16 protein-coding genes and 1 tRNA gene are annotated in these 18,771 nt (G+C 59.2%); 13 read left to right on the top strand and 4 right to left on the bottom strand.

What is annotated here, in order from left to right; all coding sequences use genetic code 11:
- The first annotated feature begins 21 nt into the window (after positions 1-21).
- The 4 genes from HMPREF9697_RS15130 (at position 22) to HMPREF9697_RS15145 (ending at position 4,020) form a co-directional block, all read left to right on the top strand.
- Entirely contained in the window at positions 22-774 is a 753-nt protein-coding gene (locus tag HMPREF9697_RS15130; RefSeq protein WP_002718110.1) for a haloacid dehalogenase type II, read from the top strand.
- 246 nt (positions 775-1,020) lie between these two features.
- Positions 1,021-2,001: a thioredoxin-disulfide reductase gene (gene trxB, locus HMPREF9697_RS15135; RefSeq protein WP_002718111.1), complete on the top strand. Its 981-nt coding sequence runs from the start codon at positions 1,021-1,023 to the stop codon at positions 1,999-2,001.
- A 124-nt stretch (positions 2,002-2,125) separates the two neighbouring features.
- Positions 2,126-2,494 carry a DUF485 domain-containing protein gene (locus HMPREF9697_RS15140; protein ID WP_002718112.1) on the top strand — a complete coding sequence of 123 codons (369 nt, stop codon included), beginning with the start codon at positions 2,126-2,128 and terminating at the stop codon, positions 2,492-2,494.
- Positions 2,491-4,020, top strand: coding sequence for a solute symporter family protein (locus tag HMPREF9697_RS15145; RefSeq protein ID WP_002718113.1), 1,530 nt, complete (start codon positions 2,491-2,493; stop codon positions 4,018-4,020). Before HMPREF9697_RS15140 ends, HMPREF9697_RS15145 begins: the two co-directional genes overlap by 4 nt.
- 102 nt (positions 4,021-4,122) lie before the next feature.
- Here the strand turns inward: HMPREF9697_RS15145 and HMPREF9697_RS15150 are convergent, their stop codons facing one another.
- Together HMPREF9697_RS15150 and HMPREF9697_RS15155 are read right to left on the bottom strand one after the other, a co-directional pair.
- Positions 4,123-4,698 (bottom strand): carboxymuconolactone decarboxylase family protein, encoded by a 576-nt coding sequence (locus HMPREF9697_RS15150; RefSeq protein ID WP_002718114.1) that lies wholly within the window; start codon positions 4,696-4,698, stop codon positions 4,123-4,125.
- 43 nt (positions 4,699-4,741) lie between these two features.
- A complete protein-coding gene (locus HMPREF9697_RS15155) occupies positions 4,742-5,848 on the bottom strand; it encodes a transglutaminase-like domain-containing protein (protein ID WP_002718115.1) in 1,107 nt (368 codons plus the stop codon).
- 510 nt (positions 5,849-6,358) lie between these two features.
- Between HMPREF9697_RS15155 and selA the strand changes: the two genes are divergently transcribed.
- The 3 genes from selA (at position 6,359) to HMPREF9697_RS15170 (ending at position 9,766) form a co-directional block, all read left to right on the top strand.
- On the top strand, positions 6,359-7,732 hold the full coding sequence (selA, locus tag HMPREF9697_RS15160; RefSeq protein WP_002718116.1) for an L-seryl-tRNA(Sec) selenium transferase: 1,374 nt from the start codon (positions 6,359-6,361) through the stop codon (positions 7,730-7,732).
- Positions 7,729-9,669: a selenocysteine-specific translation elongation factor gene (gene selB / locus HMPREF9697_RS15165; protein ID WP_002718117.1), complete on the top strand. Its 1,941-nt coding sequence runs from the start codon at positions 7,729-7,731 to the stop codon at positions 9,667-9,669. Before selA ends, selB begins: the two co-directional genes overlap by 4 nt.
- Position 9,670: 1 nt before the next feature.
- Positions 9,671-9,766, top strand: a tRNA-Sec gene (locus HMPREF9697_RS15170).
- 34 nt (positions 9,767-9,800) lie between these two features.
- On the opposite strand, the gene selD is transcribed toward HMPREF9697_RS15170, so the two are convergent.
- On the bottom strand, positions 9,801-10,874 hold the full coding sequence (gene selD / locus HMPREF9697_RS15175) for a selenide, water dikinase SelD (RefSeq protein WP_002718118.1): 1,074 nt from the start codon (positions 10,872-10,874) through the stop codon (positions 9,801-9,803).
- Between the two features lie 139 nt (positions 10,875-11,013).
- Here selD and HMPREF9697_RS15180 point away from each other — a divergent pair, with 139 nt between their 5' ends.
- From HMPREF9697_RS15180 to HMPREF9697_RS15205, 6 genes are all read left to right on the top strand, one after another.
- Complete coding sequence (locus HMPREF9697_RS15180) at positions 11,014-12,141, top strand: Re/Si-specific NAD(P)(+) transhydrogenase subunit alpha (protein ID WP_002718119.1); 1,128 nt, start codon at positions 11,014-11,016, stop codon at positions 12,139-12,141.
- A gap of 11 nt (positions 12,142-12,152) precedes the next feature.
- The gene (locus HMPREF9697_RS15185) at positions 12,153-12,473 is read left to right on the top strand and encodes a proton-translocating transhydrogenase family protein (RefSeq protein WP_002718120.1); all 321 of its coding nucleotides are present in this window, start codon (positions 12,153-12,155) and stop codon (positions 12,471-12,473) included.
- A gap of 14 nt (positions 12,474-12,487) precedes the next feature.
- Positions 12,488-13,891 carry an NAD(P)(+) transhydrogenase (Re/Si-specific) subunit beta gene (locus tag HMPREF9697_RS15190; RefSeq protein ID WP_002718121.1) on the top strand — a complete coding sequence of 468 codons (1,404 nt, stop codon included), beginning with the start codon at positions 12,488-12,490 and terminating at the stop codon, positions 13,889-13,891.
- Between the two features lie 96 nt (positions 13,892-13,987).
- Positions 13,988-14,221: a DUF2798 domain-containing protein gene (locus HMPREF9697_RS15195; RefSeq protein ID WP_002718122.1), complete on the top strand. Its 234-nt coding sequence runs from the start codon at positions 13,988-13,990 to the stop codon at positions 14,219-14,221.
- A gap of 295 nt (positions 14,222-14,516) precedes the next feature.
- Complete coding sequence (locus tag HMPREF9697_RS15200; protein ID WP_002718123.1) at positions 14,517-16,652, top strand: acetate--CoA ligase family protein; 2,136 nt, start codon at positions 14,517-14,519, stop codon at positions 16,650-16,652.
- A gap of 36 nt (positions 16,653-16,688) precedes the next feature.
- Positions 16,689-17,594: a halocarboxylic acid dehydrogenase DehI family protein gene (locus HMPREF9697_RS15205; RefSeq protein WP_002718124.1), complete on the top strand. Its 906-nt coding sequence runs from the start codon at positions 16,689-16,691 to the stop codon at positions 17,592-17,594.
- Positions 17,595-17,797: 203 nt separating this feature from the next.
- Here HMPREF9697_RS15205 and HMPREF9697_RS15210 read toward each other — a convergent pair whose 3' ends face one another.
- Positions 17,798-18,718, bottom strand: coding sequence for a LysR substrate-binding domain-containing protein (locus HMPREF9697_RS15210; RefSeq protein ID WP_002718125.1), 921 nt, complete (start codon positions 18,716-18,718; stop codon positions 17,798-17,800).
- Between the last annotated feature and the right edge of the window lie 53 nt (positions 18,719-18,771).

Consider the following 18,771-nt stretch of genomic DNA (forward strand, 5'->3'; position numbering starts at 1 on the left):
GGAATAGGGAGAAGCCGAACAATGTCCATCAAGGGAATCGTATTCGACGCGTACGGGACACTGTATGACGTCCAAACAGTTTCAGCAGTCACCGATAAGGCATTCCCAGGATTCGGGGATTACATAACGCAAGTGTGGCGCATGAAGCAGCTCGAATACACTTGGCTCCGGACCATGATGGGCGATTACCAGGATTTCTGGGCCTGTACGCGAGATGCGCTCTCCTACACGCTAAAGACTATCGGATTGACGGCAGATCAGAAGCATTTCGATGAGATCGCCGAAGCGTACAATAATCTAAAGCCTTATCCGGACGCGAAGGAAGCCTTGATGGCCCTGCAAGGCTATCGTCTCGCGATCCTGTCCAACGGCAGTCCGGGAATGCTTGATGCGCTCACCAGAAACAGCGGTTTGGACAAGCATCTCGAAACTTGGATCAGCGTTGATCCCGTGAAGGCATTCAAGCCAGATATGCGCGCCTATGAGCCGGTGCATGCGCAGATGGGATTGGCGCGGGACGAAGTGTTGTTCGTGTCGTCCAACGGTTTTGACGTCTGTGGTGCGAAGCGCTTCGGATTCCGCGTCGCGAGGATCGAGCGTGTGACGCCGAAGGCGCTCAACAAGGAGATTCGCGACGCTTCGGTCATCTCCCCGAGCACCATGTTCAAGGCAACCAGGATGCGGATAGAGGACATCGGCCATGGCCCGGATCATGTCGTGGCTTCCCTGAAGGAACTACCGACGGTTCTCGAAACAATGGAGAACGCGGCTTAAATCCCCCGTTCCGAGAATCCCCCAAGCCTCGGGCGTCTTCGCAAGAAGACGTCCTTTTTTGTGAGCGCTGACAGATTGTTAGCGATAGTCCGACTCGCGTGTTGCGGCGCGATACCCATAGGCAGCGAAAGATGGCGGCGATCAGGTCCGCCGCCGGCTTATCTCCTGTTCGGCATGTCAAACATTTGACTGCTATCGGCCTAGCTCTCCATCACACTCAAGTCGTCGAAGCTAAGGAATAGGACAGTGCATTCAAAACTGACGATCATTGGCTCGGGCCCCGCCGGCTACACCGCTGCAGTCTATGCCGCTCGCGCCAATCTCAAGCCCCGCCTGATTACCGGTTTCGCGCGCGGCGGGCAGCTGATGACGACCACGGATGTCGACAACTGGCCCGGCGATCCCTTCGGCGTGCAGGGCCCGCAACTCATGAAGCGTTTTGCAGAGCATGCCGAGCGGTTCGGCACGGAAATGATAACGGACCAGATCACGTCTGTGTCCCTGAAGAAACGCCCCTTTGTGCTGCGAAGCGCCAAGGCGACCTATACGACTGACGCGCTGATCATCGCGACCGGCGCATCCGCGATGTATCTCGGTCTGCCGTCGGAGCAGCTTTATCTCGGACGCGGCGTTTCGGGCTGCGCGACGTGCGATGGCTTCTTCTATAAGGACGAAAATGTCTGCGTCGTCGGCGGCGGTAACACGGCCGTCGAAGAGGCGCTGTATCTGTCTCATATAGCAAAGCGCGTCACGGTCATCCATCGCCGGGAGAAATTCCGTGCTGAGGCCATTCTGATAGATCGCCTGCTGGCCGCCGAAGCGGAAGGCCGGATCGCCATCATGCGCGAAACCGTGCTGGACGAGGTTCTCGGTGACAATGTATCGGTGACATCGGCGAGGCTGCGCAATGTAAGAACCGATGCGACCTCAACTATTGACGTGCGTGGCGTGTTTGTCGCGATCGGCCATCAGCCGAACACCGGGATCTTCAAGGGCCAGCTTGAAATGACGCCCAGCGGGTATCTTGTGACGCGCGCAGGGGCCACTGGCGGGAGCACCTGCACGAGCGTACCCGGCGTGTTCGCAGCCGGAGACGTTCAGGATCATGTGTACCGGCAGGCCATTACGAGCGCCGGCAGCGGCTGCATGGCTGCGCTCGACGCTGAAAAATACCTGGCGGCGCTGCCGCTTAAGAATTTTGATGAAGAGGTTGCGATCGCCTCCTGAACCGGCGTGTCGCAAAAAGGATTTCAGGGAAGCGAGGTTACTTACGACTGTCGTCAATCAGAAAGCTGCCCCCAGAAGTGCATCAAAAGATGCCGGACAAAAGGGGGCAGCGGGAGGAAACAAAATGGATATCAGTGTGACTGCGGCGAACCCGATCGACGTTCCGGCCTATCACAAGGATTCGAATTGGTCGGCGGCCTATCATGACCAAAATTTCCAGCATCTGTTGCGAACCAAGGCGAGTCGAATACGTCCGGCTGTTTTGTTATATTTTCTCACTTACATTGTGCTGTCTGGCCTCGCGGGATTTGCGCCGCAAATCATGAACGCCAAGCTCATCGGCTCGTTCTCCATCGGTTACGCCCTTATTCTTCTGACCTATTTCGTCGCATGGGGCGTGGCGCTCTGGTATGTGCGTGTTGCGGAGGTGGAATTCGATCCTCTGAAAGACGCAGCAGTGAAGTCAATTCATATGCGGGAGATGCTGCGATGAGCGCAATCACCATCTGGATGTTCGGCGCCGTTATCTTGATGACGCTCGTCATCACCTATTGGGCGGCCAAGCGAACGAAAACGACGGGCGAATTCTACGCGGCAGGACGCTCTCTCACCGCCTCCCAGAATGGTCTGGCGCTTGCCGGCGATTGGTGCAGCGCCGCTGCCTTTCTCGGCTTCACCGGCCTGACGGCTCTTTATGGAATGGATGGCGCACTTTATGCGGTCGGACCTCTGGTCGCATTTTGCACCGCCATTCTCTTGTTCGCTGAACCCTTGCGGAACGCCGGCAAGTTCACTCTGGGCGATATTGTCAGGTGCCGCATGGAAAGTCGTACCGCCCTGATTATGACAGCTATCGGGGTCATTGTGGTGAACTTGGCCTATCTCGTTCCGCAAATGGCCGGCGCGGGTGTGCTTATCAAATTGCTGCTCGGCTTGCCCTACAACCTCGCAGTCGCATTCGTGGGCGTGGCGATGATCGTCTATGTTGCCTTCGGTGGCATGCTGGCGACGACTTGGGTGCAGATTGTCAAGGCTGTTCTCCTGATGACGGCCGGTCTTGTCGTCCTTGTTCTTTGCCTTAAGGCGGTCGGCTTCAATCCTGTCGAGTATTTCAATCTCGCGGAAAGGGAGCACGGTCCGAAGTTTCTGCAGGCTGGAAACTACTTGAAGAACCCGTTCGATCAAGTGTCGCTCGGGCTGAGTTACATCTGCGGCATCATCGGTCTTCCGCACGTCATGACACGTTTTTATACTGTGCCGGACGCCAAGACTGCGCGCCGTTCTGTGATCTGGGTCATGTTCCTTGCCGGCGCCTTCTTCATCGCGACTGCGATCTTCGGCTTGGCCGCGGCACACTTCATCGGACCCGAGGCCATCCGGGCGGCGGACAAGGGAGGAAATCTGGCGATGCCTTTGCTCGCACAATATCTTGGCGGCGGCGCCAACACACTCGGCGGTGACATGACGCTCGGCTTTGTTTCTGCGGTGGCGGTGGCGACCATCCTGGCCACTGTTGCCGGTTTGACGCTGGCAACGTCGGGAGCCGTGGCGCATGATATCTACGTCAATGCGATCAAGGGCGGACATGTGGAGGAAAGGTTTCAGGTCCGCGTCGCGCGGATTTCCGTGCTGTGCGTCGGCGCGTTTGCGACCATTCTTGGGATCGCGGCGCAGGGCGTGAACGTTGCGGTTCTCGTGATTCTCGGCTTTTCGATCGCCGCAAGCGCTAATTTCCCCGTGGTTGCCCTCTCGCTGTTCTGGAGGCGCTTCAACGTCGGCGGCGTGGTCGGCGCTGTGGTTGTGGGGTTGGTTAGTTCGGTGACGCTGGCGCTGATCGGGCCTGCGTTCTTGGGTCCCCACGCGTTATGGCCGCTTGTCGTTCCAACGATCGTGACTATGCCGCTCGGTTTCCTCGGTGCTGTGATAGGATCGCTGATGATCAGTCAGAATCCGCAAGACGACAAGAATTTCGAGGAGATTTCGGTCCGCGCCCATACCGGGTTGGGAGCCGAGATCTAGGACATCGCATGAGGCTACAGAAGAGCCGCTCCTTCGGCCCGAAGGAGCGGCTCTTCCTGTTGCAGATGCCGGGGCGAGACGCCGATCCGCCCGCTATGACCGTTAGGAGCGGCCGGGTTGCGCGGCGGTGTCTTTCCAGGCGTAAGGCGCAAGCTCGGGGTTGAGCGAGGGCCGGCCGAGATTGCTGGTAAAGTTGCAAAGCGTTGCGAGGCTGATGCCAAGAATGACCTCGACTGCATCCCCCTCATCATATCCGGCTGCGTAGAATGCTTTGAGTTCGTCGTCCGTGACATTCCCGAGTCGCTGCAGGATGGCGCGCGTGAAGTGAGCCAGCGCATCCAGCCGGGCATCAGGAACGTCCTTGCTGTCGCGCAACGCGTCGACCACCTGCTGCTCCAGCCCAGCCTTGCGGTAGGCCAGCGCCGTGTGGCCGGCGACGCAGATGCCGCATTTCTGCGTCGCCGCCGCGGTGATCTGGATGGCTTCGCGTTCGCCGACGTTGAAGTTGCCCCTGGTCAGGATAGCAGACAGCGAGTGGTATGCTTCGAGTGCCGCAGGTGAGTTCGCCAGGATTCGAAACAAGTTCGGCAGAAAGCCGTTCCTGCTGACGACAAGTTCAAGACCTGCTTGAGCCGCTTCCGGCGCGTCGTCAACCGTATGGAGAGAAAGGCGTGACATCTGATTTTCCTCAAATAGCGGCACACGACGCGCCGGGCGGAATTCAGGCGATCCTCTTTGAAGTGATCGTATAGGCGAATGTTTGCGAGTCGAGGCAATCCAGCCGGCCGGCGACGGTTTCCGCCTCTGGATACATGACGAATGTCGGCGTGCCGGACTTGGCTCCGGGAAGGGCGATCAGGTCGGCCGTGTTGTATGGCATCCAGTTGCCTTCCCAGGCGCCCAGAAGCGTTTTCCGGGCGGCGACCACGAGTGGGTCGTCGATGGACAGATGGCCGGTCGACTCCTCGAGCGCGACCTTGCGGACGTCGGCGGGATCCATCGGCACCCAGCCGAATTCAGCCAGGAACACCTCCGAGCGGCAATGTTGCGCCGTGGTGACGTTGCTCGAATTCGCACCGAGACTCTTGTATCCGAAGGCGGAAGGCGCAATCCGGATTCCATAGAGATCGCGCGCAGGGATTCCTTGCGCCCGTACAAGGCCGACGAAAAGGGCGTTGAGATCGGCACATTTGCCTCCGATATCGCCGCTCCGAAGCAGGACGACGATGTTGCCGGTGCCGCAGCCCCGCACGCTGCCTTCGCGATAGGTGTTCTCGACCATCCACTGATAGATCGCGCGGGCCTTTTCGATCGGTTGTTTGGCGCCGCTTGCGGCAATGATCTTGTCCGAAGTTTCCCGAACAATTCCTTCGAGCGGAATGTGATCGTTCGAGGTGGTGTAGCGCCGCTGTTCGTCTTCGGACAGCTTGTAGGCGCCCATCGGCTTTGACAAATCGATCGCGCGGTCCCGCAGGGACAACCGGCTCGTCACCTCGAGAACGGCGACTGGTTCGGCACCGGTCCATGTCGCGTGAAACATTCTGGCCTGCGATTGCGGATCGTGCCAGTCCGTATGATGGCCGTTAGAAGTTACGCTGTCGCCGCCGGACCGGAACCAGGCTTCTTCATGGATGGAGGGAAGCGGGAGCCATGCCTGCGCTGGGCTCCCGTGGGTCGGCACCGCCATTCGGGTCGTCACTTCATAGGTGCTCCACTCGCCCGGCTTGGGAGAGAAGACCACGCCTGCGATGGCTTTGGGTGTTGTCAGCGTTGCGGCCGTGGCGGCCATTAATCCGGTGCCGAGAACCTTGCGTCTAGTCCACATCATTGTTGCAAATCCTTGTCTACGTCAGGTGGAGGGTCATTGTGGAAGCCGTCATCGCTCCCTTGCCTGGATATTCCTCCGCTTGTGCGAGCGGAGATGACACCACCACTGAAATAGCCATGCCAAACATCCGTTTGGACCGGGCTTTTGCAAAACGTTCCGCCACGAGCGGGTGCGCCGTAGTCCCTCCCAGTCACTGGAGTGCGAGCGCCGTATCACAAGCCCCGAGACTCGGGAGCCGATTTCAATGTCACGCCCTTATGAGAACGTCGGCTCTTGCACAAGGTCAACAAAAATTTCTCAAGCTTTGAAAGTACTGTCGATTAGTTGACAGAGATAGTTCGCTTAGGATGTGACGTTCAACCCGGATTTGATCGATCTGAACACGTGGCCCGTGAGGTTCGTGATGAAAATTTTCTCGCTGCGAGCAGATGAAGAACCCATCCCGAACGATCGGGACTTCCAATCGTGAGTCGAGAAACGCACGGTCGCATTCCATCTGTCGATGAAATCATGAAAACTGCTCCTGCCGTGGAGTCTTGCGCGCTGTACGGACGGCCATCGACCCTGGCTGCTGCGCGCGTCGTCGTGGACGAGGTCAGGCGAGGCCGCGGTGAAGGCGCGATGCCGAGCGCAGAGCAGTTTGGAGAAAGAGTTTCCGCGCATGCCACGGCCATGGCGATGCCGCATCTGAAGCATGTCTTCAATATGACCGGCGTCGTTCTTCACACGAATCTCGGTCGCGCTGTCCTGGCCGAAGAGGCCATCGCGGCGGCCGCGGATGCCATGCGTCATCCGGTTTCGCTTGAATTCGATCTGGACAGCGGTCAGCGGGGGGAAAGAGACGATCACGTCCGCGATCTGATCTGCGAATTGACCGGCGCCGCGGACGCGACCGTCGTTAATAATAATGCTGCCGCTCTTTTCCTTGTCCTGAATACGCTGGCGCATCGACGTGAAACAATTGTGTCGCGTGGCGAACTTATCGAGATCGGGGGCTCTTTCCGACTGCCTGCGATCATGGAGAGAGCCGAAACGATTTTGCATGAGGTCGGGACCACCAATCGCACACATGCCGGCGACTACGCGTCTGCCATCAACGAGCAAACAGGTTTACTGCTGAAGGTTCACACCTCGAACTATGTGATCAGGGGATTCACGACGGCCGTCGGCACATCGGATATGGCGTGCATTGCGCAGCAAGCGAAACTGCCGAGCGTGTACGATATGGGGTCCGGCATCCTGCTCGGCCTTGAAAGATTCGGCCTGGCGCACGAGCCGACCGTTTCCAAAATTCTCCGTGAGGGTATCGATCTGGTGACTTTTTCCGGAGACAAATTGTTGGGAGGCCCTCAGGCTGGATTTATCGCCGGTCGCAAGGATCTGATTGCGGCGATCAATCGAAATCCGATGAAACGCGCGATGCGTATCGACAAGATGCGCGTGGCCGCGCTCGAGGCCACTTTGCGGTTGTATCGCGATCCCGACCGGCTTGCGCAGCGGCTGCCGACCTATCGTTTAATCCGCCGCTCTTGCGATGAGTTGCGCGACGTCGCCCGGCAGCTTTTGTCCCTCGCCCGCCAGCAACTGGGTGCGGAATTTAAAGTCGAGATATCGGACTGTGATGGCGAGATCGGTTCCGGCGCGATGCCGACGGAAAAGATCGCAAGTGTTGGTCTTGCGATCCGCTCGACGCGGGGGAGCGGAAGAGCCCTGATCGAATTGGCGGCAGCTTTGCGACGACTGCCGATTCCCGTCATCGGACGCATTGAAAGCGATGCACTCATTCTTGACATGCGTTGCCTGGAGGACGTGACGGCCTTCTCGATGAACTTCATGCAGTTGGCGCGGGGGGGCACCGATCTGGACTCAAGGACGCTGGAATGATCGTCGGCACCGCCGGACACATCGATCACGGCAAGACGGCCCTTGTGCGGGCGCTCACCGGCGTCGATACCGACCGCCTGAAGGAAGAAAAAGCGCGAGGCATCTCGATAGACCTCGGCTTCGCCTACCTTACGGCCGAGCGTGGTGTGGTCGGCTTCGTCGACGTGCCCGGTCATGAGCGCTTTATTCACAACATGTTGGCCGGTATTGCTGGCATTGATTTCGCTATGCTGGTCGTAGCCGCCAATGAGGGCATCAAACCGCAGACCGAGGAGCATCTGCAGATTCTCGACCTGCTCGGCCTGTCGCGCGGCGTTGTTGCATTGACGAAATCGGACCTCGTGGAGGTGGAACGGCTGGCCTTGATCTCGGACGAGATTGCAGAGCGGCTGGAATCCACCAGCCTTGGCGATATTCCGATCGTCCCGGTTTCAACCGTTACCGGAAACGGCATCGACGAATTAAGGCGATTGATCCTCGATGCGTATGATGTCGAATCCATGCCGCACGGCGATGGCCGGTTTCGCATGGCGGTGGATCGCTGTTTCACCTTGACCGGAATGGGAACGATCGTAACTGGCGCCGTGATGTCGGGCCAGATCGAAACAGGCGGGCACGTTGTCGTCACCCCGTCCGGAATTAGAGCACAGGTTCGTTCCATTCATGCGCAAAACCGCAAGACACAGATCGGTCGCCGCGGCGATCGCTGCGCGCTCAATCTCGTAGGCTCCGATGTCAGCCGCGAGGCGATTTCGCGCGGCGACGTAATTGCGGATCCAGGCCTGCATTGTCCCGCGGACCGTCTCGACGTCCATCTACATTTGTTGGCGAGCGAACGGCGGCCTCTGCCGCACTGGACGCCGGTCAAGCTTCATCACGGCACCGCGCAGGTGGTAGCTCGTACCGTCATTCTGGCCGACGGTCCGCTGCCGCCAGGCAGCGATGGATTTGTGCAGCTCGTCCTCGATCGGCCGACAGCCGCGACCGTCGGCGAACGCTTCGTCGTCCGGGACATATCGGATCAGCGGACGATCGGGGGCGGGCGGTTTCTCGATCTGCGGGGGCCGACGCGCAAACGGCGCTCACCACAGCGCGTCTCGCAGCTCAACGCCTTGCTGAAGCCATCCCTCAAGGAAACGCTTGCCGGATTGCTCGCAGTCCACCCCTATTACGTTGCATTGACAGCGTTCGGGCGCGACCGTGCTTTGTCGCAAACTCAGACAGACGCTCTTGTGCGCGACTTGGGATTGACAGTGCTTCCACACGGAGCGGATCGTCTTGCGATCTCACGGGAAACGGCCCAGAAGCTCGATGCCGATATTCTTGCGGTTCTCGAGGATCATCACCGGAATCATGCCGAGATGATTGGTCTTGGGTTCGAGAAGCTGAGGATCGGGCTGAATCCAAGATTGCCGGCGCCGGCGCTCAAGGGATTTCTTCAGCAACTGGTGAGCGCGCGGCGCGTGGTGATCGAAGGTGCCTGGGTGCGGCTTGCGTCCCATGCGATGCATTTGTCGGTTCCCGACGAGCGGGTATGGTGCAAGCTTTCACCCCTTCTGGAGGGGACGGAGCGTTTCCGGCCATCGCGGGTGAGAGAACTCAGCGAGCGGCTTGCACTGACAGAGTACGACATTCGCCGGCTGCTGAAAGCGCTTGCCAAGATGGGAAAGGTCCAGGAGGTTTCGCAGGATCATTTTTTTATGCGCGAAACCGTCGTCGAAATACTTGACGTCGTGATAGAGCTTGCGGAAAAGAATTCAGGCCGCGTGACGGTGGCGGATCTGCGCGATCGTCTTGACAGCGGACGCAAGCTCGCCATCGACTTGCTGGAATTCTTCGATCGGCACGGCGTGACGATCAGGCGCGGCGACTTTCGCGTTTTGAATCAGCCAAAACTCGGCCTTTTCAAATCGCCGAAATTCGCAACGGCCGGATAATGGAGGAGAATCGTCCCTGGTGGGACGTCCGGACTTCAAATCCGGGAAGGACCGTCGGACGGTTCTTGGTGGGTTCGACTCCCGCTCTCTTCCGCCATCCGTTGCGCATCCGGCCGACCCCGGCGCTGCGCCTAACTCCGAACGTCGATACCGGCCTGCCCCTTTTCGACGGAGCCGATGATAGATGCGGACCGATAGCCGGCCACCTTTATCCGATCCAGAAGGGTTTGTGCGTGGGATGCGGTGCAGGCGATCAGCAGCCCACCGGATGTCTGCGGATCGGTGAGGAGATGCTGGCGCCATTCCGGCAGGTCGTCCGGTAAGACGACCCCTTCGGAGACGCTGCTCCAGTTACGTTTTGAAGCACCGGTGATGAAGCCCTTTTTTGCGAGTTCCACCGTCTGTTTGAGGAGCGGCACGCGAGGCCAATCGATCTTCAGGCGCAGGTCGGAGCCGCGTGCCATTTCCAGCGCGTGCCCGAGCAGCCCGAAGCCTGTGACGTCGGTCACGGCATGCACATCTTTGTCTTCTCCGAGGCTGGTGCCGATCACGTTGAGCTGGGTGGTCGAGGCCAGCATGTCCTGATAGCCGTCCGCGTCGAGCTGGCCGTTCTTCAGTGCTGCGGAGTAGAAGCCCACGCCAAGAGCCTTGGTCAAAATCAGGCTGTCGCCGGCCTGCGCGCCGCTGTTGCGCCGGATTTGATCCGGGCGGCAGGTGCCAATTACGGCCAGACCGTAGATCGGTTCGGCGGAATCGATCGAATGTCCTCCGGCTACGGGAATTCCCGCCTGCGCGCAGGCTCGCGCGCCGCCCGCCAGAATATCGCGGACGGTTTCGATCGGCAGCTTTCCTAGCGGCATGCCGAGGATAGCCAGCGCCATGAGAGGTTTCGCTCCCATCGCATAGATGTCCGAGACCGCGTTTGTCGCGGCGATCTGACCGAAATCAGTTGGATCATCCACGATGGGCATGAAGAAGTCGGTCGTTGCCACGACACATGTCCGGTCATCGATCTGCCAGACGGCGGCGTCATCTCCTGTTTCGCTTCCGACCAGCAGGTTCTTGAACGGCGAAGCGAGCGGCGATGCCGAGAGCAGGTCATGGAGAACCGAGGGCGAGAGTTTGCAGCCGCAACCTCCGCCGTGAGCGAGGCTCGTCAGCCGAGGCGGCGTCTCGATAACGGGTTTGGTGGCTTTTTGCGTCATGTGCATCCTCACATACTGGTCGCGTTCACTATAGCGCGGCGTCCGTGGATCGGAATGTCAATATCTAGATAGCGGCCGGCCGGTTCACGCCGATAGTGCCGATCGTGTCAGCGAGGGTTGCCTTGCGGCGGGAGGCTTTATGAAGTTAGGGATAGCTCATGAGGTTGATGGTGGGGAGCCGCGTGTTGCGGCGACGCCGGATACCGTGAAGAAGTACAAGGCGCTGGGGATCGACGTTGCGATCGAGCCGGGCGCGGGCATCAAGTCCGGCCTGCTGGACGCCGACTACGAAGCCATGGGCGCCGTGGTCAGCGCAGACGCCGTGAAGGACGCCGACATCGTCATCAAGGTGAAGCGTCCGGAAGCCAGCGAACTCGCGACCTATAAAAAGGGCGCGCTCGTACTCGCGATCATGGATCCGTACGGCAACGAAGCCGCGCTCAAGGCGATGGCCGCCGCCGGCGTGTCGGGCTTTGCGATGGAGTTGATGCCGCGCATCACCCGCGCGCAGGTGATGGACGTGCTGTCCTCTCAGGCGAACCTAGCGGGCTATCGCGCCGTGATCGAGGCCGCCGAATCCTTCGGCCGCGCCTTCCCGATGATGATGACCGCTGCGGGCACCGTGCCGGCCGCCAAGGTGTTCGTGATGGGTGTCGGCGTTGCCGGCCTCCAGGCGATCGCGACCGCGCGCCGCCTCGGCGCCGTCGTCTCCGCCACCGACGTTCGCCCCGCGACGAAGGAGCAGGTCGAAAGCCTCGGCGCCAAGTTCCTCGCGGTCGAAGACGAAGAGTTCAAGAACGCGCAGACGGCGGGCGGCTACGCCAAGGAAATGTCCAAGGAGTATCAGGCCAAGCAGGCCGCGCTCACCGCCGAGCACATCAAGAAGCAGGACATCATCATCACCACGGCGCTGATCCCGGGCCGTCCGGCTCCGAAGCTTGTCACCGCCGACATGGTCGCGTCGATGAAGCCCGGTTCGGTGCTGGTCGATCTCGCGGTCGAGCGCGGCGGCAACGTCGAGGGCGCGAAGGTGAACGAGATCGCCGAGGTCAACGGCGTCAAGATCATCGGGTACACCAACCTCGCGGGTAAGGTCGCGGCTTCGGCCTCAAGCCTGTACGCACGCAACCTGCAGTCGTTCATCGAGACGATGTTCGATAAGGAAACCAAATCACTGGCCGTGAAGTGGGACGACGAACTGGTCAAAGCCACCGCGCTGACCAAGGACGGCGCCGTCATCCACCCGAACTTCCAGCCGAAGGCGTAAGGAGTCCAGCCATGCATGGTCTTGAGATTGTCGACCCGTTCGTGTTCCGGCTGTCGATCTTCGTGCTCGCGGTGTTCGTGGGCTATTTCGTGGTGTGGTCGGTGACGCCCGCGCTGCACACGCCGCTGATGTCGGTGACCAACGCGATCTCCTCGGTGATCGTGGTTGGTGCGCTGCTCGCGGTCGGCGTGGCACTTGTCGGCGACGACAACGGCCCGCTGTGGGCGCGTGCCTTCGGCTTCATCGCGCTGGTTTTTGCATGCATCAATATTTTTGGCGGCTTCCTTGTCACCCAGCGCATGCTGGCGATGTACAAGAAAAAGCAGAAGTGAGCAGGGGCTAAGCCATGAACGCTAATCTTTCGGCGCTGCTCTATCTGGTGGCAGGTGTTCTCTTCATCCTGTCGCTGCGCGGACTTTCAAGTCCGGCCTCTTCGCGCCAGGGCAACTTCTTCGGCATGATCGGTATGGCGATTGCGGTCGCCACCACGCTTGCGGCGCATCCGCCGACCAGCGCCACCGGTTGGATCCTGGTGATCCTCGGCGTCGCCATCGGCGGCAGCATTGGTGCGGTGATCGCCAAGCGCGTGCCGATGACCTCGATGCCTGAACTGGTCGCTGCCTTTCACTCGCTGGTCGGCATGGCCGCGGTGCTGGTCGCGGCCGGTGCGTTCTACGCGCCGACCGCCTTCGGCATCGGTACCCATGGTTCAATCCACGCCCAGAGCCTCATCGAGATGTCCCTCGGCGTCGCCATCGGCGCGCTGACCTTCACCGGCTCGGTGATCGCATTCATGAAGCTGTCGGGCCGCATGAGCGGCGCGCCCATCATCCTGCCGGCGCGTCACATCATCAACATCGCGCTGGCGCTGGCGCTGGTGTTCTTCATCTACGGTCTGATCGTCTCGCAGAGCGCGGTGGACTTCTGGCTCATCACCATCATCGCGCTGGTGCTCGGCGTGCTGCTGATCATCCCGATCGGCGGCGCCGACATGCCGGTGGTGATCTCGATGCTCAACTCCTATTCGGGTTGGGCCGCGGCCGGCATCGGCTTCACGCTCGGCAACTCGGCGCTCATCATCACCGGCGCGCTGGTCGGCTCGTCGGGCGCGATCCTGTCCTACATCATGTGCCACGCGATGAATCGCTCCTTCATCTCGGTCATCCTCGGCGGCTTCGGCGGCGATTCCGGCGGAGCAGCGGCTGCCGCAGGCGGCGGAGAGGCACGTCCGGTCAAGCTCGGCTCGGCCGACGACGCGGCCTTCATCATGAAGAACGCGCAGAAGGTCATCATCGTGCCGGGTTACGGCATGGCGGTCGCGCAGGCTCAGCACGCGCTTCGCGAAATGGCGGATACGCTGAAGAAAGAAGGCGTCGAAGTGAAGTACGCCATCCATCCGGTCGCGGGCCGCATGCCAGGCCACATGAACGTGCTGCTGGCGGAAGCCAACGTGCCTTACGACGAGGTGTTCGAGCTCGAGGACATCAACTCGGAATTCGCGCAGGCCGACGTGGCCTTCGTGATCGGCGCCAACGACGTTACCAACCCGGCGGCGGAAGAAGATCCGAAGTCGCCGATCTACGGCATGCCCGTGCTGCAGGTCTGGAAGGCCGGCACAGTGATGTTCATCAAGCGCTCGCTCGCCTCCGGCTATGCCGGCGTCGACAACCCGCTGTTCTATCGTGACAACACGATGATGCTGCTCGGCGATGCCAAGAAGATGGCCGAGAACATCGTCAAGGGAATGTAGGCGTAAACCACTAACGGAATACCGACACAGGCTGTCAACTAATTGGCTTCTTCAAAACGCCATCAGGTTTACAAGCGAACAACAAGCGGAAGTTACATGAAAAAGTTGCCTCGCCGATTCGGTCATTTTGTGTATGGCACCATTCAGTCCGGACTCACGAGCGGCGTGGCGAGCGGTATTGCAAGCGTTGGTTATCTGGAACATGGACTATTTCTCACGCGCTGGGTCAACGCCTGGATCATCTCGTGGACGCTGATGATGCCGTTGGTGTTGCTTGCGGCGCCTCTCATCCACCGGCTGACGCTTCTTATAGCGCACGACGAGCCTTGATCATCACCTATAGGAGGACTGCACTGACGTGCGGCTGTTAGCAGTGACACATCTACGTCTCATAAGCTCTTTTTCAAATTCTAAGCAAAGCGGGATTGTTGATTTAAAGCCTTCCACGGCTGAGACTGATCTTCGTCTTCGTCTTCTTCGAGCATTTGCCATGCTTTCAACTCAGGAGGATAGATTGGAGGTCGTGCGGAGGGCGGAAGCTTTAGTCGATCCGATCTGGGATCACTGAAAAACAATCATAATCCATTGAAGTAAACATCAAACAATCCAGGGAGTTCGTTCGTCTATGGGGGCAATCGACAAAGCATCCGTTCGCAAGGTTCTGGACAAGGTCAAGGCTGATGGCCGTGACAGCCTCACCGCGCCGGAAGGCAAACTGGTTTGTGACGCGTACGGCATCGCCGTCCCCGGCGAAGGCGTGGCCAAGTCGGCCGACGAAGCGACCAAGCTCGCAGGCGGCATGGGTTATCCGGTGGTGATGAAGATCGTCTCCCCCGACATTCTGCACAAGACCGAAGCCGGCGGTGTCGTGGTCGGCGTCAAGGACGACGCGGCTGCGAAGGCTGCCTACGACCAGATTCTGGCGAACGCCAAGAAGTACAAGGCCGACGCGAAGATCGAGGGCATCCAAGTTCAGCAGATGCTGACCGGCGGCACCGAAGTCATCATCGGTTCGATCACCGACGATTCGTTCGGCAAGCTCGTGGCCTTCGGCCTCGGCGGCGTTCTCGTCGAAGTGCTCAAGGACATTACCTTCCGCCTCGCTCCCGCGACCAAGGAAGACGCCCTGTCGATGCTCGACGGCATCCAGGCCAAGGAAATGCTGCACGGCGTTCGTGGCGGCGATCCGGTGAACCGTGACGCGCTGGCCAACATCATCGTCGGCGTCTCGCAGCTCGTGACCGACTTCCCTGAAATCGTCGAGCTCGATCTCAACCCGGTGTTCGCCACCAAGAAGGACGCGATTGCCGCCGACGTGCGCATCGTCGTCGACTTCAACTACAAGCCGAAGGCTGCTCCTCGTTCGGACGAGGAAATCGTCAAGGCGATGAACCGCATCATGATGCCAAAGTCAGTAGCGGTCATCGGCGCATCGGCCGAAGACGGCAAGATCGGCAACTCCGTGATGAAGAACCTCATCAACGGCGGCTACAAGGGCGAGATCTATCCGGTCCACCCGAAGGCAGCCGACATCCTCGGCCACAAGGCCTACAAGAGCGTCAAGGACATTCCCGGCGAAGTCGACGTCGCGGTGTTCGCGATCCCAGCGAAGTTTGTGGCCGGCGCTCTGACCGAGTGCGGCGAGAAGAAGATTCCTGGCGCCGTTCTTATTCCGTCGGGCTTCGCCGAAGCGAACGAGCCTGAGCTTCAGGAAGAGATCGTCAAGATCGGCCAGAAGTACGACATCCGCCTGATGGGGCCGAACATTTACGGCTTCTACTACACCCCGGCCAACCTCTGCGCGACCTTCTGCACCGCCTTCGACGTCAAGGGTTCGGCGGCGCTGTCGTCGCAGTCCGGCGGCATCGGCATGGCGATCATCGGCTTCTCGCGTTCGGCGAAGATGGGCGTCTCCGCGATCGTCGGTCTCGGCAACAAGTCGGACATCGACGAAGACGATCTGCTCGCCTTCTTCGAGCAGGACAAGAACACCAACGTCATCGCGATGCATTGCGAAGACTTGAAGGATGGTCGCGCCTTCGCGAACGCCGCCAAGCGCGTGTCGAAGAAGAAGCCGGTCATCGTGCTGAAGGGTGGCCGCACGTCAGCGGGCGCCAAGGCAGCGGCGTCGCACACCGGCGCCCTTGCCGGCAACGACAAGATCTACGAGGATGTCTTCAAGCAGTCCGGCGTGATCCGCGCCCGTTCGCTGCGCCAGCTCCTCGAGTTCGCACGCGGCGTACCGTTGCTGCCGACCCCGAAGGGCGAAAACGTCCTCATCATCACGGGTGCCGGTGGTTCGGGCGTGCTGCTGTCGGACGCTGTGGTGGACAACGGCCTGTCGCTGATGGCCATGCCTGCCGATCTCGACGCGGCGTTCCGCAAGTTCATCCCGCCGTTCGGCGCTTCGGGCAACCCGGTTGACATCACTGGTGGCGAGCCGCCGATCACCTACGTCAACACCGTGAAGCTCGGCCTCACCGATGATCGCATCCACTCGCTGATCCTCGGCTACTGGCACACGATCGTCACCCCGCCGATGGTGTTCGCGAAGAACATGGTTCAGATCAAGAATGAGATGAAGGCCCAAGGCTTCGAGAAGCCGATGGTCGCATCGCTCGCAGGCGACGTCGAAGTCGAGGAAGCCTCCGAATATCTCTACCAGAATGGCATCCCGGCCTATGCGTACTCGACCGAACTTCCCGTGGAAGTGCTCGGTGCGAAGTACAAGTGGGCGCGCGGCGCCGGTCTCATCAAGTAAGGCACCAATTCATCGTCGTTCGCACAGGAGATGAAGATGTCAGTCAAAACGATATTGGCCAAGTTTCCTCAGGTCGACCATGGTCAGGCATCCGGAGCACTCGCCGACGTTTACGAGGACATTCACAAAACGCTTCGCGTGCCATGGGTCGCCTTCGCCATTCGGGTGATGTCGCAATTTCCTGATTTCATTCCCGACGCGTGGGCCGCTCTCAAGCCACATATTTCGACCCGCTATGCTGAGGACGGCGCTGATCTCGTTCGTCTGAACGCGATCGTGCCCGGTCCCGTGATGCCGAATCCGACGCCCAAGTTGCTGGCGATGGGTTGGAAAGAAGCCGACATCGAAGAATTGAAAACGTCACTCGATCTGCTGAACTACGGAAATCCGAAATATCTCATCCTCATCACCGCCTTCAACGAGGCCTGGCACGAGCGTAATGCAGGCGGGCGAAATTTTGCAAAGCTGAGCGGTCGCGACGCCCAAAAAATTCCTTACGGCCTGCCAGCCGGAGTGAAGAAGTTTAACCTCCTCGATCCCGATCAAGCCGATGAGCGGACCCAGACAATCCTACGAAATCTTCGGGATGCGTCTTTGCATCACGGTCCCGCCAGCGACTACCGTGTGCTGGGGCGTTGGCCGGACTACTTGGAATTGGCGTTCAAGGACTCTTTGCAACCGGTCGTCTTGTCCGCCGAATATGAGGAAACGGCCCGCCGCATTCGTAAAATCGCGCGGGATCACGTCAAGGGCTTTGATGAAGTCGCTGGCGTGGCCTGGCGGAATATGACGGAGAAGCTCTCAGCGGAGCAAATTGCGGGGCTTACCGGACTTCTATTCCTGTACAACCGCTTCATTGCAGACATCACTATCGCCATTATTCGGCTGAAGCAGGCGTTCACGAACGCTGAAGACGCGACCCAAAATAAATACACCAAATAATGACAACGAACATCCCTCGTTTGCACGAACTCATCAATTATGCATGCGAGCTTAAGAAAGGGTCATGTAGGAGACTCATTCCCTGAGTGTCCGCCACCAACATCAAGTGTGAATCCAGCAAAATCTTACGCGCGAAGGCACAAGAGTAGACACCGACAAAACGCTGCCTTGGTAAGCAATGTTTCTAATGCGCACGCAACTCGTTACAGTCGCGCCGCGGTGTTTCGTGCTCTTGATAGTTGGAGGGGGCGTTGGGGGGGTCTGCTTACTCCCGAATTACTGAGGCAGTCGGCCAAAAACAAAGCTAATTCAGAAACGACCCGTGAGTTGGCGCGGCGGCCATAAGCATAAACTACTTCCACGCTCGGTAATGGCGGAAGTCCTGAACGAGGTCCTAGAACGCGCAGAGGCGCTTCGACCAGCGCTCTAGCTAATACAGTGGCTCCCATTCCTTCAATAGTAGCGGCCCGCAGACATTCAAAGCTCGGTCCGACGAAACTCCTGTGCCAGGTGCGTCCTTCTCTCTTCATAGCTGTTTGCGCCGAACGACGATAAGCACAGCCTTCCGGAAAGAGAATCAGGGGCAGCGATCCTTCGCGTTCGGGCACAAAAGATGGTCCGCTCACCCAAACCAATTGTTCTTTGAGTACCACCGTGCCGTGTGAAGCTCCTGCATCTTGCTTGAAGAAGGCAAGATCGAACTCGCTACGCTCTGTACGTTTGAGCAGGTTCTCTGACTGGTTAGCCTCCACCTCCAGTCCTACCATCGGATGTGAACGCTTAAACGCTGTCAGCCAAGCGGTGAAATCACGGCCAAAGAAATCGAGTGGTACACCGAGCTTAACAAAGCCCGTGAGAGCCGCATCCGACATTGAGCCGAACGCCTCGTCGTTGAGCTGCAAAATACGCCGCGCATATTGCACCAGCTTAGTACCTTCGCTTGTTAGCTCAAGGACTCTGCCCTTGCGGCGCTCGAGGACACTCTTGCCGACCTGAGCTTCCAACTTGTTGATCTGCTGGCTGACTGTCGATTGGGTGCGCCCCACCGACTCTGCTGCACGTGAAAAGCTCATCGTATCAGCAATAATCAGGAATGTGCGGAGGCAATCTATGTCGAAATTCATGGAACTCTCTCTCTATCGGAAATAATGATATTGAACATCGAATTAATCAATTT

It is taken from the genome of Afipia felis ATCC 53690 (assembly GCF_000314735.2).
Classification (GTDB): Bacteria; Pseudomonadota; Alphaproteobacteria; order Rhizobiales; family Xanthobacteraceae; genus Afipia; species Afipia felis.

What these genes read in the sequence shown, in the direction of transcription:
- HMPREF9697_RS15190 (WP_002718121.1), top strand. Translation starts at nt 12,488, where the DNA reads ATGAACGCTAATCTTTCGGCGCTGCTCTATCTGGTGGCAGGTGTTCTC.
- HMPREF9697_RS15180 (WP_002718119.1), top strand. Translation starts at nt 11,014, where the DNA reads ATGAAGTTAGGGATAGCTCATGAGGTTGATGGTGGGGAGCCGCGTGTT.
- HMPREF9697_RS15210 (WP_002718125.1), bottom strand. Translation starts at nt 18,718, where the DNA reads ATGAATTTCGACATAGATTGCCTCCGCACATTCCTGATTATTGCTGAT.
- selB (WP_002718117.1), top strand. Translation starts at nt 7,729, where the DNA reads ATGATCGTCGGCACCGCCGGACACATCGATCACGGCAAGACGGCCCTT.
- selA (WP_002718116.1), top strand. Translation starts at nt 6,359, where the DNA reads ATGAAAACTGCTCCTGCCGTGGAGTCTTGCGCGCTGTACGGACGGCCA.
- HMPREF9697_RS15185 (WP_002718120.1), top strand. Translation starts at nt 12,153, where the DNA reads ATGCATGGTCTTGAGATTGTCGACCCGTTCGTGTTCCGGCTGTCGATC.
- HMPREF9697_RS15130 (WP_002718110.1), top strand. Translation starts at nt 22, where the DNA reads ATGTCCATCAAGGGAATCGTATTCGACGCGTACGGGACACTGTATGAC.
- HMPREF9697_RS15205 (WP_002718124.1), top strand. Translation starts at nt 16,689, where the DNA reads ATGTCAGTCAAAACGATATTGGCCAAGTTTCCTCAGGTCGACCATGGT.
- selD (WP_002718118.1), bottom strand. Translation starts at nt 10,874, where the DNA reads ATGACGCAAAAAGCCACCAAACCCGTTATCGAGACGCCGCCTCGGCTG.
- HMPREF9697_RS15200 (WP_002718123.1), top strand. Translation starts at nt 14,517, where the DNA reads ATGGGGGCAATCGACAAAGCATCCGTTCGCAAGGTTCTGGACAAGGTC.
- HMPREF9697_RS15145 (WP_002718113.1), top strand. Translation starts at nt 2,491, where the DNA reads ATGAGCGCAATCACCATCTGGATGTTCGGCGCCGTTATCTTGATGACG.
- HMPREF9697_RS15155 (WP_002718115.1), bottom strand. Translation starts at nt 5,848, where the DNA reads ATGATGTGGACTAGACGCAAGGTTCTCGGCACCGGATTAATGGCCGCC.
- HMPREF9697_RS15150 (WP_002718114.1), bottom strand. Translation starts at nt 4,698, where the DNA reads ATGTCACGCCTTTCTCTCCATACGGTTGACGACGCGCCGGAAGCGGCT.
- HMPREF9697_RS15140 (WP_002718112.1), top strand. Translation starts at nt 2,126, where the DNA reads ATGGATATCAGTGTGACTGCGGCGAACCCGATCGACGTTCCGGCCTAT.
- HMPREF9697_RS15195 (WP_002718122.1), top strand. Translation starts at nt 13,988, where the DNA reads ATGAAAAAGTTGCCTCGCCGATTCGGTCATTTTGTGTATGGCACCATT.